The sequence below is a fragment of the Nitrospira sp. genome (genome assembly GCA_024760545.1).
Lineage (GTDB): Bacteria > Nitrospirota > Nitrospiria > Nitrospirales > Nitrospiraceae > Nitrospira_D.
On sequence record CP060501.1, the window covers coordinates 2,384,762 to 2,398,246 of the forward strand.

The 13,485-nt window shown below is 55.9% G+C and carries 14 protein-coding genes; 8 read left to right on the forward strand and 6 right to left on the reverse strand.

What is annotated here, in order from left to right; all coding sequences use genetic code 11:
* Positions 1-4 precede the first annotated feature (4 nt).
* A complete protein-coding gene (locus H8K03_11245) occupies positions 5-886 on the reverse strand; it encodes a cobalamin B12-binding domain-containing protein (protein ID UVT18419.1) in 882 nt (293 codons plus the stop codon).
* A 510-nt stretch (positions 887-1,396) separates the two neighbouring features.
* Between H8K03_11245 and H8K03_11250 the strand changes: the two genes are divergently transcribed.
* The 8 genes from H8K03_11250 to pyrE all read left to right on the forward strand — a co-directional run bounded on the left by H8K03_11250 (position 1,397) and on the right by pyrE (position 8,707).
* The gene (locus H8K03_11250) at positions 1,397-2,374 is read left to right on the forward strand and encodes a formylglycine-generating enzyme family protein (GenBank protein UVT18420.1); all 978 of its coding nucleotides are present in this window, start codon (positions 1,397-1,399) and stop codon (positions 2,372-2,374) included.
* Between the two features lie 81 nt (positions 2,375-2,455).
* Positions 2,456-2,824 carry a hypothetical protein gene (locus H8K03_11255; GenBank protein ID UVT18421.1) on the forward strand — a complete coding sequence of 123 codons (369 nt, stop codon included), beginning with the start codon at positions 2,456-2,458 and terminating at the stop codon, positions 2,822-2,824.
* A complete protein-coding gene (locus tag H8K03_11260; GenBank protein UVT18422.1) occupies positions 2,821-3,663 on the forward strand; it encodes a formylglycine-generating enzyme family protein in 843 nt (280 codons plus the stop codon). Before H8K03_11255 ends, H8K03_11260 begins: the two co-directional genes overlap by 4 nt.
* A 374-nt stretch (positions 3,664-4,037) precedes the next feature.
* Positions 4,038-4,952, forward strand: a complete 915-nt coding sequence (locus tag H8K03_11265) for a TIGR01777 family protein (protein ID UVT18423.1) — start codon at positions 4,038-4,040, stop codon at positions 4,950-4,952.
* Positions 4,953-5,119: 167 nt separating this feature from the next.
* Positions 5,120-6,565, forward strand: a complete 1,446-nt coding sequence (locus H8K03_11270; GenBank protein ID UVT18424.1) for a deoxyribodipyrimidine photo-lyase — start codon at positions 5,120-5,122, stop codon at positions 6,563-6,565.
* Entirely contained in the window at positions 6,562-7,515 is a 954-nt protein-coding gene (locus H8K03_11275) for a DUF523 and DUF1722 domain-containing protein (GenBank protein ID UVT18425.1), read from the forward strand. Before H8K03_11270 ends, H8K03_11275 begins: the two co-directional genes overlap by 4 nt.
* An 8-nt stretch (positions 7,516-7,523) precedes the next feature.
* Positions 7,524-8,033, forward strand: coding sequence for a CbiX/SirB N-terminal domain-containing protein (locus H8K03_11280; GenBank protein UVT18426.1), 510 nt, complete (start codon positions 7,524-7,526; stop codon positions 8,031-8,033).
* A gap of 98 nt (positions 8,034-8,131) precedes the next feature.
* Positions 8,132-8,707 carry an orotate phosphoribosyltransferase gene (gene pyrE, locus H8K03_11285; protein UVT18427.1) on the forward strand — a complete coding sequence of 192 codons (576 nt, stop codon included), beginning with the start codon at positions 8,132-8,134 and terminating at the stop codon, positions 8,705-8,707.
* 36 nt (positions 8,708-8,743) lie between these two features.
* Here pyrE and H8K03_11290 read toward each other — a convergent pair whose 3' ends face one another.
* The 5 genes from H8K03_11290 to H8K03_11310 are packed head-to-tail and all read right to left on the reverse strand — an operon-like array spanning position 8,744 to position 13,012.
* Positions 8,744-9,061: a hypothetical protein gene (locus H8K03_11290; protein UVT18428.1), complete on the reverse strand. Its 318-nt coding sequence runs from the start codon at positions 9,059-9,061 to the stop codon at positions 8,744-8,746.
* Entirely contained in the window at positions 9,061-9,963 is a 903-nt protein-coding gene (locus H8K03_11295; protein UVT18429.1) for a phosphodiester glycosidase family protein, read from the reverse strand. The genes H8K03_11290 and H8K03_11295 overlap by 1 nt, the downstream gene beginning before the upstream one ends.
* A gap of 3 nt (positions 9,964-9,966) precedes the next feature.
* The gene (locus tag H8K03_11300; GenBank protein ID UVT18430.1) at positions 9,967-11,598 is read right to left on the reverse strand and encodes a response regulator; all 1,632 of its coding nucleotides are present in this window, start codon (positions 11,596-11,598) and stop codon (positions 9,967-9,969) included.
* An 8-nt stretch (positions 11,599-11,606) separates the two neighbouring features.
* The gene (locus H8K03_11305) at positions 11,607-12,062 is read right to left on the reverse strand and encodes a response regulator (GenBank protein ID UVT18431.1); all 456 of its coding nucleotides are present in this window, start codon (positions 12,060-12,062) and stop codon (positions 11,607-11,609) included.
* Positions 12,059-13,012 (reverse strand): hypothetical protein, encoded by a 954-nt coding sequence (locus H8K03_11310; GenBank protein ID UVT22451.1) that lies wholly within the window; start codon positions 13,010-13,012, stop codon positions 12,059-12,061. Before H8K03_11310 ends, H8K03_11305 begins: the two co-directional genes overlap by 4 nt.
* Between the last annotated feature and the right edge of the window lie 473 nt (positions 13,013-13,485).

Genomic DNA, 13,485 nt, shown 5'->3' on the forward strand with positions numbered 1-13,485 from the left:
GACTTTAGCGAATAACCCGCTGCTGCCTCGAAAGAAGAATCGCCAGGCGGTTGTGTAGTGCGGCAAGCTCGTCAAGAAGTTCAACTCCACTGATCTCTAAAAGGTGTTCGATCACACGCGCGCCCTGGCCTCCAATCGCAACAGACCAGGACGCTGAAAGCCCTTTCAGCTCGTCTAACAGCTTGCTGGTTGCTCCATCAGATTGCGTTTCGGTCAAGGAGAGGAGAACCAGGTCCGGCTTGACGCGTTCGCAGAATGTTTGAAGAGCTGAAATAGGAAGATTGGGACCAAGATAATAGACGTGACACCCACGTGCAGCAGCAAGATAGGCCGCAGCCTGTGCGCCAATCTCGTGAAATTCACCTTCGGGACACGCAACAAGCACCCGAGGACCGAATTCATTCACCGGCAACTGGTTCATCACGGCAAACAATTTCTGCTGGATGACTTTCGTCACATAGTGTTCAACGGCAACGGTCACCCGCCCTTCATGCCAAAGCTCGCCGATGCGGCGCTGCAACGGAAGCAGAATGCGCTGCACGGCTTCTTCGAACGGTATCACCGCCACTGCTGCGTTGAGTTGCTGTTCAAACCTGGTCTTGTCGAGCGGATCAAGACGCGAGATCAGTTCCTCCAACAAAGAGTTATGCGGTGACAGATCCTGCTGCTTCGGGGTTGAATTGATTCGCATTCGATTAAGCAGTGAATCCCGCCCTTCGACCGCGAGCGCCCCGATTGTTTGGCCGCGGTCGAGCTCTTCCTTAAGAAAACGAAGTAAGGCGACATCTTCATCAGTGTATTCCCTATAGCGATTGGCACTCCGCAACGGTTTGACAAGGCCATACCGCCGTTCCCAGACCCTGATCACATCTCTTGAAAGCCCCACGAGCTTTGAAACTCTATGAATTCTGTGAGTGTTCATATTTCATTCTTATATGTTGTCCAATGTTTGTCAAATATTTTCTCATAAAACACTTGACACATTGGACATATAACTGCTATACATTGAACATACATTATACAAACGATGTGCACGAGCATGGAGGTGTTCAATGGCTACTAGGACGTCGGAGCGAATCAAAGGGCAGGAGCACCATGCGGTCACTTTTACGGCAGATCCCTACCAATCAAATTGCACTAGGTGTGGAGGCCTATTGGTGAGGGACTTTTGGCAAGATCTGATGGACGCATCCAATCCCTTTATCGCCCAAAGATGTATCCAGTGTGGAGAGATCATCGACTCCGTCATCCTCCGTAATCGTTCGCTTCAACAGCAATCAAGCGTGGTCCACCCTCTGCACGTCTCGGCTCACTGCCCGAACATGCAGACACCATCACCACAGACGTCATGAGAGATCGTTTCCTCTTCATGCGCCTAAAGACGAAGGAGAAAGTCATGCGGAGTCACCCACACATTCAAGCCAGCATACCTATGTTATTCATCGTTCTGTTGACCGCTGGAACGATTTCCGCAGCGGCGGGAGATCCATCGGCCGTGAACAAGGACATGGTGCTCATTTCCAAAGGCGAGTTCTCCATGGGGAGTAACGAGCACGGAGACGAAACCAAGCATCAAGTCGTGCTCGATTCCTATTGGATCGACAAGTTTGAAACATCCAATGCTCGTTACAAAGAGTTCATGAAAGCCACCAGCCATCCCGCGCCGGCCTATTGGGACGACCCGCGACTCAATAAGCCCAACCATCCGGTTGTCGGTGTGAGCTGGACTGATGCAAGCGCATTCTGCAAATGGGACGGCAAACGCCTTCCAACAGAAGCAGAGTGGGAGCGAGCGGCCAAAGGCCCTGAAGGGGATAGACATTATCCATGGGGCCACACGATTGATCCAAAGAAAGCCAACTATGGTCAAAACGTCGGCCGCACCATGCCTGTGGATTCGTATCCAGATGGGATCAGCGGCTACGGGGTCTACAACATGGCCGGCAACGTGTTTGAGTGGGTAGAGGATTGGTATGAACCCTCGTACTACAAGCGTAGCGTCGCTCTGAATCCGAAGGGTGCTGATCAGGGTTACAACTTCGCCAATCAAGGTCCCGTCAAGGTGCTCAGGGGAGGCTCTTGGCTCGCCCCGGAAACTTCTCTCCATACGAGTCACCGATTCTGGAATCAGCCGGACAATAACTCCTACGGCGTTGGCCTTGGATTCCGTTGCGCCAAGTCGGCCCAGACGGTGTCCGACGAAGCCGTGCAAGGAGGCCGCGAGGCATTCATTCAGGCGCTAATCGCAATGGGTGCTGAAAAGAACGCCGATGCACTCACGTCGATTGAGAAAGCGCTGGCCGCAGACCCTGGGAACATAGAGTATCTCGCAACCCGAGATGTGATCCGGAAAAGCCTGAACATCACGAAGTAATCTGCTCAGGTGTTCAGAACTCCTATGGTGAGGCTCTTAGCAATCCGCGTAACCCGATCGCTTGGGATGGAGACGCGACCCATGAGACACCGCAATTTCCACTATGCTGGGATCCTCCTCATCGCCTTGACTGTACCTCCAGACTTGTCGGCCGGTCCGCTAGAACCGGCCGACCACCCACACCGGGAAAGCGTGATAGCCGTCCACGAAGCTGAACACGATGTCGATCATGCCTGGGAGGTGTATCACCGCGCAGCGTTAGGCGGTACGGTGGCCACTCCGCGACTGCAGGCCGAGATCGAGGAACATTTGCACGATGCCCGTGTTCTCATTACTCAAGCCCAAGAGGCCGCTGAATACGGCGATCAACGCCAAGTGGAGCACCTCATCGAACAAGTCAGATTCCACACCACCCAAGCCATTGAAGGTAGCAAGGAACCGAAGAGATGACGACTCATTGGTGGCGGAGTTCGGGGCGATTCACTGAAATAGCGACCCTGGCAGTTGTGACGCTGTTCGCGCTCTCGCAGTCACTCGCCGCCGAATCGCAGCCCTCGGCGAAAGACATTGACCCCGTTCCGATGATCACAATTCCAGCCGGTGAATTCTTGATGGGCTCTGCGGAAAGAGAAGGGCGGGCCGACGAGTGGCCTCAACGGTCCGTATACTTGGACACATTCCTCATCGATCAGGTCGAAGTGACGAACGCGCGATATATGGAGTTTGTCAAGGCAACAGGCCACCGACCTCCTCCTAATCCCTATGGTACCGGTACGTTGCAGGCCGCCAAAGGCATTGAGCAACTGCCCGTGGTCCAAACGACCTGGTACGACGCCAAATCCTATTGCGCCTGGGCCAAGAAACGCTTGCCGACCGAAGCAGAATGGGAAAAGGCCGCTCGCGGGACCGATGGCCGGCTGTATCCATGGGGTAATGAGCCGCCGACTGGGAAACACGCGAACTTTGATCGTGAATGGGAGGATGAGCACACCCTCCATATGGTCGGGTCTTTGCCCGGAGGAGATTCCCCCTATGGGGTGAAGGACATGGCGGGCAATGTCAGAGAGTGGGTCTCCGATTGGTATGACTCGGAATATTACAACTACGCGCCCAATCGGAACCCGCAAGGCCCCGACAAGAAAGGAGTGGTTCGTTCGATCCGAGGCGGCTCCTGGCATAGTCCGAAATCCGACATCACTACATCGGCACGGGGTCGTGGCGGGTTCGCCTTGCAAACCCATGGCACTGGGTTTCGGTGCGCCCGCAATCTCGAGAGAACGAGTCACTAGGCATTGGAGAAGCGCCCTCATGCTGTGTCGGAATAGAATAACCAATCAACACTGCTGGAGGTTGGCTTCCGGTTTGGTCAAGGTGACGCCGGAACTCCGCACGGCGTCACCCGCTGAGGCAGACAGGTCTCCCTTTCATGAGGGGGATCTGTCACCTCGGTGGAGCACAACCGCAGCCGTCCACGCATGTTTCGGGCGTGGGAATATAGGAAAGATCACGTGGACCTGAGGACCCGAGAAACGACCCGTTGGTGCAACAGATGAGTTGTCCCAAGTCTGTCTCACATGGCTCAACCAATCTACGTTAGGATAGGGTCCGAATACATGCGCATGATTGACGATGTCATGTCAGCGGCGATTCCGGGGATGGGCCTATGAATATCGTAGTAGCCGGAGCAACTGGATTCATTGGCCGGGCACTATGCACAACGCTACTCCATGCAGGCCACAGAGTCAGCATCCTCACGAGAAATGCTGGACAGGTCTTTAACCAGCCCGGGATGAGCGTGAACCAAGTCCCGTGGAACGCACGAGATACAGGACTCTGGGAGAAGGCTCTTGAAGGAGCAGATGCAGTCATCAACCTCGCCGGTGCACCAATTGCCGAGGCACGCTGGACAGATGCACGCAAGCGACTCATTACCGATAGTCGCGTGCTCACCACTCGCTTACTGGTCAGAGCCCTTTCACAGCGTTCTGCTCGGCCTGCCACATTCATCAGTGCGTCCGGCATCGGGTATTACGGGGCCACCGACGATCGCTGTCTTGACGAGGGGGCCGCACGCGGTCCGGGGTTCTTAGCCGATCTGTGCCTCGCATGGGAAGCGGAGGCCCTTCGGGCTGCGGAATTCGGGACGCGGGTCGTCCTCCTACGAACCGGAATGGTGCTCGAACGAGATGGTGGAGCGTTGCCTAAGATGCTGTTGCCCTTTCGACTCTTTGCAGGCGGTCCGATCATGCCGGGCAGCCAATGGGTCTCCTGGATCCACCGGCGTGACCACATCGGTCTGATCCAATGGGCGCTCTCGACGGCAACTCTTTCCGGTCCGCTCAATGCCGTGGCCCCGGAGCCGGTGACAATGAATACATTCTGTGAGGTCCTGGGGCGAGTGCTTCACCGTCCGTCATGGCTTCCCGTTCCAGGCATTGCCTTGAACATCCTGCTTGGTGAACTGGGGTCACTGATGACAACCGGCCAGCGCGTGATCCCTGCAAAAGCGATCGCGGGAGGTTATGCATTTCAGTATCCGACGCTCGAACCAGCCCTGAGCGCCGTGCTCAAAACATAGCCCGGAAAGAGGTGGTCTCATGAGAATGTCCGCCATCCCTGGTTATGTTGCCGCAGGCTTGATGACAGGCTTTCTAGCGGTGGCGACACTTTGTCTGCTTGGATTGGTGAGTCTTGGATAGTCCTGGACGTTCGGAACGATAGTGATTCGAGGCAGAAGGAGAGCGGATGCGCGGGATCGTCTGGTTCAGACGCGATCTTCGATTGCACGATCAGCCGGCCCTGACGGCCGCCTGCAAAGAATGCGACGAAGTCATTCCACTATTCGTGTTCGATGAGCCGCTGCTGCAGTCGCATGAGTTTGGGTCAGCGTGTGTGAACTTCATGCTCGGATGTTTAGAGCATCTTGGATCTTCGTTGGAAGAATTGGGAATCTCTCTTCGGTGGCGGCGCGGGGAGCCGGCCGAAGAGGTGGTTCGCGCTGCGCGCGAATGGCAGGCCGACATCATCTATTGGAATCGCGACTACGACCCATCCGCGAAGACGAGGGACCGGCAGGTCCAAGAACAATTGGCGCAATTGGGTGTGTCCGTACGGACCTTCAAGGATCATGTCGTATTTGAAGCCGAAGAGATTCGTGGAGCGACAGGCGATCCATTACAACGATATAGCGCGTATCGCGCTCGTTGGTGGACAACGTGGCAGGCTTGTAAGCCGGCCATATTACCGGTTCCGAAAATGACCGGACGAGCGAAACCGGTTTCATCACTCTCCATCCCCAAACTTCCTTCACCGCACGACTTAGGATACGAGACCCTGACACCCTGGATTGAACCAGACGAACACAACGCCCGCAGACGATTGCGGAGTTTTCTTGATGGCCCGATCCTCCAGTACGCGGATGGACGAAATCTCCCCGGAATTGACGGAAGCTCAAAACTGTCTCCCCATTTTCGTTTCGGAACACTCTCACCTCGGGTGGCCATTCACGCGGCCTTGGCAAAGCTGGCCATAGGTGGGCACCGGTCCCGTCCCGACATCGTCACGTGGATCGATGAACTCATTTGGCGTGAATTCTTCCAGCAAGTCTTAGAGTCATTCCCTCATGTGGCCGCGGGACCATTCCGCACTGTGTCCGTGCCGCCGCCGCGTGAGCCTGGTCCGGAACGTGACGCGCTCTGGGAAGCCTGGTGCGCCGGGCGAACCGGTTATCCTATTGTGGATGCGGGCATGCGGCAGCTGAACCGGACAGGTTGGATGCACAACCGTGTGCGGATGATCGTGGCCTCCTTCTTGATCAAGGACCTTCGAATCGACTGGCAAAGCGGTGAGCGGTACTTCATGAACCACCTGCTCGACGCGGATCTGGCAGCCAACAACGGGAACTGGCAGTGGTGTGCCTCGACCGGCACCGACAGCATGCGGGGTTATCGCGTGTTTAATCCTGCGCTCCAGAGCAAGAAGTTCGATCCGGACGGTGCGTATATTCGCCTCTACATACCCGAACTCGCCAAGGTGCCGGCGAACAGGATCCATGAGCCGCATCTGATGTCTTGTGACGAGCAAAACCGCTATGGCTGTCACATCGCGATTGATTATCCATCTCCCGTCGTTGATCACAGTCAAGCTCGCCAGGAATATTTAGAGTTGGGCAAGCGTCAGGCGACACTATGATCGCTTCACCGATCCGTCTGGGCATCAGTCGCTGCCTCCTCGGTGATGAAGTTCGCTTTGATGGCGGCCACAAGCGCGATCACTTTCTCACGAAAGTTTTGGGCCGCTACGTTGAATGGGTGCCCGTCTGTCCTGAGGTCGAGGCGGGATTCGGCACCCCGCGGGAAGCCATGCGGTTGGTGGGCAATCCGCATCATCCTCGGCTGATGACGATCACCAGCAAGCGCGATCATACCGAGTCGATGAAGGCCATCATCCCTGCGCGTCTCGACTCCCTCGAGCGACTCGATCTCTCCGGGTTTGTCTTCAAGAAGGGCTCACCCAGTTGCGGCGTCGAGCGGGTGCGCGTGTATACCGTCCAAGGGATGCCGAGTCACAGCAGATCAGGGATCTTCGCGGGTGCCTTTATGGAGACGTTTCCGTTGATTCCCGTCGAGGAGGAAGGTCGGCTCTGCGATCCTGCCTTGCGGGAGAACTTCATCGAACGAGTGTTCTGCTATCGCCGATTCCAAGATCTGATGCAGAACGGGCTCACGCGACAGGCGCTGGTACGCTTCCATACGATCCACAAGTACCTGCTCCTGTCCCATAGCCAACAGCATTATGAGACAATGGGCCGGCTGGTCGGACAAGCGGAACGATATCGGCCCAAGGAATTGACGGTGAAGTACGGGGACCTTTTCATGAAGGCTCTCGCCGTGAAAGCGACGGTCCGCAAGCATGTGAATGTGCTGCACCACATTGTGGGATACTTCAAGAGTCGACTGACGACGCATGAAAAGGCCGAGCTGTTAGGCGTGATCGACGACTATCATCGAGGGCTTACTCCCTTGATCGTCCCGCTCACACTGATTCAGCACTATGTCCGGGTGTTCGACGTGAGCTACATCCGTGATCAAGTGTATCTCCATCCACACCCGAAGGAACTGATGCTGCGAAATCACGCATAGGAGGGTTCATGACGACAGACAAGCGAGGGGTGGTTCTGGTGGGTCATGGCGGCATCCCCAAGGATTGTCCACAGGAATTGGTGACCAGACTGAAGCGGTTGGAAGCCCAACGGCGCGCCGCCAAACAACCGCCATCCCAGGAAGAGCTCGAATTGGACACGAAGATCCGGCGTTGGCATAGGACCGCAGAAACGGACCCGTATCAAGCAGGTCTCGAGACAGTTGCCGCACGCCTTCGACCCCAGCTCGACGGCGCGCTGTTTGCCGTGGCCTATAACGAGTTTTGTGCGCCGACGTTGGAGGAATCGATCGAGTCGCTGATTAAGCAGGGCGCGACTCACATTACCGTGGCAACCACGATGTTCACCCCAGGAGGTTCACATTCGGAAGTCGAGATTCCTGAAATTCTCGATCATTTACGCCCACAGTACCCTGGAGTCGAGCTGCGTTATGCCTGGCCATATGATCTTCAACTGGTCGCGACCACCTTGGCGGAACAGATTCGACAGCACTCCTAAGCACGTCCCATGCAAAGCTGTGAAAAGGCATGCCATGAGCCGGGCGAGCGGTGTAGAATGCCGGCGCCCATCGACTGCCACACGAAGGAGGATGACCGGTGATGCTTCGGGAACAATTGGCGAACGCGTTCCACGAGACCCAATCTTTTAAGTGGGATCGCGAGAACGGATTTAAGCTCGCATCGGGTGAAATGAGTCCATTCTACGTCGATTGTCGCACACTCATGGCACATCCGGGAGCTCGCCGACTGGTCGGAGAGCTTGCCTATGAGGGTCTCGCCGGGATTGAATTTGATTGTCTGGGCGGCCTCGAGCTTGGAGCCATCGCTCTCTCCGCGACCATTTCTGATTTTGCCTATGCCGCCTCTCGTCAGCGCGTCTGGAGGACGTTCGTCGTACGAAAACAGGCCAAAGACCATGGATTGGGCAGACTGATTGAGGGCAGTATTCATCCTGGCGATCGAGCATTGATTGTCGACGATGTACTCACGAGCGGTGGGTCGGTGCTGAAGGCGATAGGCGTCGCGCGGGAAGCCCGCCTCAAAGTGGACCATGCGCTGGTGATCGTGGATCGCCAAGAACAGGATGGAAAAGCGCGACTAGAAAGAGAGGGGGTTCGGGTGCTGAGTCTTTTGACTATTCAGGATCTCATGCATGCCATGAAACACTCCTAATACGACCGGCTGGACGACGCGGCGTTACGCTCCCATTCATCTGCACTCGAACTGAATCCCCCATCGCCGCTCCTCCACAAGTTCCTGCGCTCCATCAAGGGGACTCACGACCCGAGTCCGTCCTTTTGCTTCTCCTTCGCGAACGACACTGTAGGGCTTGCCGTTGCATTTTTGCTTCATGAGGTCGAGGGCATCTTTGCGAAACGACGAAAGCATGTGGCCCTGACCATCTTTGAAGGGATAAATGACGACCCCACCCATGTCGTGTTCCTGAACGATCTTTGCCCCGTCGGCACAGCCTCCAAGAATCAGACAGGCCATTGCCGCTGCGGCTATGGGCCAAGGATTGATCATTACCTTGAACTCACCCCGATCACGGTGGGCAACGGAATATGAGTACCTGCGGTTCCGCTGAACAAGCTCTTCCATGAAGCATGTCCCAGTATAGGCATGTCTTTCTGCCACAGCGACTCCAAAATTCGGACATCGGATGAGGACCCTCCATCCATCGCCATAGCCTGGCGCACAGCCAGAAACCCGTCCTTAAAGCACCGACCCAAATCGTACAGGGGGACAACCCCCAGACTCTTGAAGATGAGAATGTGTCCATTCTCGGCTTCGGCTACGATCGTCTGATAGGCATGTTTCCCGGTCTCGCGGACACGGATCTTCCCGGATTGATCGAGGAGCATCAGGGCCTGTGCGGCCTCCCGGTAAGGCGGTTGATCTTCGTCGAAGCTGTCCGATTCCAAATCAAGGACTCGGGCTTTTTTCACTCCCGTCATGGACGGTTCTGCCACAAACAACCCTTGCCACTGCGCGTGGCGCCGGCTTCCCAAAGAACGGCCATCTTTGTAAAGCAGACCGAGATAGGTGAAGTTTTCACGGAACAATCCCGCGTTGAACACCACATGATGGCCAGTGCGCTTTTGCCATTCCTCGATCGTGAGAGGGTGTGAAAGTCCCTCCTGTGCATAATGGTGGATCGAGAAGCGCGCACGTTCCGGGTCCATATCCACAACCAGCATGGTCGGCACGGTAGGACAAGAGTCTCCCGGCTTCCACACCGAGACCGTGAGGCCCTCAGACAGGCGCTCCCACGCAATATTCTGGGCTAGGCTCAGACTGGGCAACAGGAACACGGCTAAAACGACGCAGCTCACCCCATGTGTGTTTCCATATGATCGACGGCATCGATCGATGTTGGGCCCTGCGGAGACCCAACGGTGGAGGGCATGCAGGTATCGACGGCTCATGGTTCAGGATCGTTCTGGGAGTGATGGCTGCTCAATCGTCTCCGGTTGTTGATCGACTTTCGTCCGCTCGGCTGGCAGCAGGTCGAGCAGCTCGCGAACTTTGCCGGCTAAGGCCTCCGGCGTGAACGGCTTTTGCAGATACGCGCTGGCGGCATCACCGGCACCGATACCGACATCATCCGTATATCCGGATATGAAGAGAAGCTTCAGTTCCGGCTTGATCACGCGAAGATGCCTGGCAAGTTCCGTCCCGCTCATGCCTGGCATGACAATATCTGTGAGTAACAGCTTGAGCTTCCCTATATAAGGTGTGGCCACGAGACACGCCTCGATACCGTTTCTCGCTTCGACGATTCGATACCCCAGCTTGCGAAGCTCATCACGAATCAGTACGCGAACACTTTCGTCATCCTCGACAAGGAGAATGGTTTCATGACCGCCCATCGATTGGAACGTCGCATTGACTCCCGATGGGGGTTCAACCTCGGTCATGACACGCGGGAGGTAGACATCGAACCGCGTCCCCTCTCCGATCTTGCTGGTCACATCCAATCCTCCACCGCTCTGGGTGACGATGCCGAACACAGTCGACAGCCCAAGTCCCGTTCCCTTTCCTTCTTCCTTGGTCGTAAAGAATGGCTTGAAAATATGCGCTTGCACTTCAGGAGTCATTCCGCACCCGGTATCGGATACCGAAAGTCTCACGTACTCTCCGGGCAGTACCGGTCGCGCGTGGTAGGCCGGCGTGTGGTCGAGATCGATCGAAGCGGTTTCAATCGTGAGCTTTCCACCTGTCGGCATCGCGTCCCGAGCGTTGACGACCAGGTTCATCACAATTTGCTCAAGGGCGGCAGGCTCAGCCTTCACTCGGAGGTCGTCCGGGCTCAGTTTCAACGTCAGTTGGATATCCTCTCCGATCAACCGCCGAAGCATCGTCTCAAAATCCGAGAGGATGGTGTTCAGGCTAAGAATCCTCGCCTCAGAAGGGTGTTTTCCGCTGAACGTGAGCAACTGGCGAATGAGGATCCTCGCACGATCACCCGCCTTCTGCATCTCTTCAACCCTGCTCCTCAGTGGATGGTTCTGGCTCATTTCGTTGAGCAGGATCTGACTCTGCCCTATGATAACGGTCAGCAAGTTATTGAAATCGTGAGCGAGTCCTCCCGCCAGACGGCCGACTGCTTCCAGCTTCTGCATCTGTCGAAGTTGCGCTTCGCTCTGTAAGAGGGCCTCTTCCGCGCGCTTTCGCGCCGCTCGCTCCTCTCGTTCACGCACGACGCGCCGCACCGAGGGAAGAAGGCGATGGAGTTCTTCTTTGGAAATACAATCCGTCGCGCCGCGCTGCAGCTCCTCAATATCCGGTTTCTCACCAAGAGTGGACGAAACAAAGATGAACGGGACATCAGGGGCCACCTTTTTGGCCAACGCTAGGGAGGCCCTCCCGTCAAGCCCTGGAATGGCGAATTCAGCCAAGATGAGGTCGGTCTGACCTTCGCTGAGGGCTGACTTGAACGCGCGGCGAGTGTCTACGCGGTCCAGCACGCAAGCAATACCACCATCGGTCAACATCGTCCCTATACGATCACTATCGTGACGATTGGCCTCAAGATGAATTACCCGCAGCGGAGTCATCATTGGAAGGGTCAGTGAGTGGAACGGGAACTTTCAGGAGGCGGTTCATTGATGAGACCCCAGAACGTCCCGAGTTCCTTGACAGCGGACAAAAATTTGTGAAACTCAACCGGCTTGACGACATAGGCGTTTGCCCCCAAGGCGTAGCTCTCAGCAAGGTCGCGTTCTTCCCGCGAGGATGTCAGCATCACAACGGGAATCGGGCGAAGGTTGCTATCCGCTTTGATGGTCCGCAACACCTCCAGTCCGTTCACTTTCGGCATCTTCAGATCAAGGAACACCACAGCAGGGTTGCCTTTCAGTCGTGACTTGAAGCGTCCACGACAGTACAAATAGTCCAACACTTCAGCCCCGTCATGGCACAGAATGACTTTATCGGATATGCGTTCCTCCTCCATGGCCGCCAAAGCCAGTTCGGCGTCGCGCGGGTTATCTTCGGCAAGCAGGATCGGCTTGGCCATGTTCATGATTCGGTTCTCCTTGTCGGTAGCGCGACGTAGAATGTCGCTCCTCTATCAGGTACGCCTTCGGCCCAAGTCCGGCCGCCATGGCGATGAACAATGCGACGAACATTGGCAAGACCGATTCCCGTTCCCTCGAATTCATCAGCGCGATGCAGTCGTTGGAAGACTCCGAACAGCTTCGAGGCATACTGCATATCGAACCCCACTCCATTGTCCCGGACAAACAACACAATTTCCGAGGAAGTGGAACGATCTGCGCCGATCTCAATTGTGGCCGTCGGTCTGGTGCTCGTAAACTTCACGGCATTGGCGATCAGGTTCATAAAAACCTGTCGGAGCATGGCCGGATCCCCCTGCACGTCGGGCAGCGCGGCGATTGTCCACGATATCCGGCGTCCTTGCAAGTCCAGCCGTAGATCGGCAATGACGCCTTTGACCAGTTGATCCAGGCTGACGGTTGTGGCCAGCATTTCTTGCCGACCCATTCGGGAAAAGACCAACAGATCATCGATCAGCTGTCCCATCTGCTTGGCAGCATCGGAGATCGTCTGCAAGTAGCGGGCGGCTTTCTCGTTGAGCGATTGTTCAACCGATTTCCGCAAGAGGGCGGCATACCCATCGATGTGTCGCAGCGGGGCACGGAGGTCATGAGAGACCGAATAGCTAAAGGCCTCAAGCTCCTTGTTCGCGGCCTCCAGAAGCTCGCCTCGGTGTTGCAGTTCCTCGGCAACATGCCGCCGTTCCGTAATGTCATGCCGAATCAAGTAGTACACCGATGCCAACAACACCAGTTGGAGTACGGCGCCGATACCGAGCAACACGATGCTATTTCTCGTACCGGCGACGGATTCCAGTACACGTTGACTTACGGCTTGTCGTTCATGTGCATCCATCTCGGCAATGAGTTGATGGATCACCCCGAGCTCACGTTTTCCCGCTCCTTCAAGGGCCATTTTTTTGACCGATCGGAAGCCTTCTTCGTGAAACATGCCGATGGCCTTTGACTCAGCGTTCAGTTGCCGGTCCATCATCCTATCCAGAACTCCGACGCGTTGCTGTTGTTCCGGTGACCCCCGGGTCAAATCATTGAGATACACCGTGAACGCCGGCTTCTGCTTCACGAGCTTCTGGTAAGCCTCCAGATACGATGTTTCTCCGGTCACAAGGTACCGTCGGTGGATATCTTCCGCTTCATTCATCGTGACGTCGATGGTACCGAGGAGTTGCAAAAGATCATGACTGCGACCGTCCAGCCCACTATTTGTGAGCAGAGTGCTCATATTGCGGTAGGATATGGCACTGATGATCAGGATACCGACGAACACAAGGCTGAACCCGGTCAAAACCCGCTGCTCAATGGTCATCCTGTTAAACCGCGCAACGGCCACTCGGTAGAAAGCCGTTGCGCCCGGAGCTACGTCGGCAA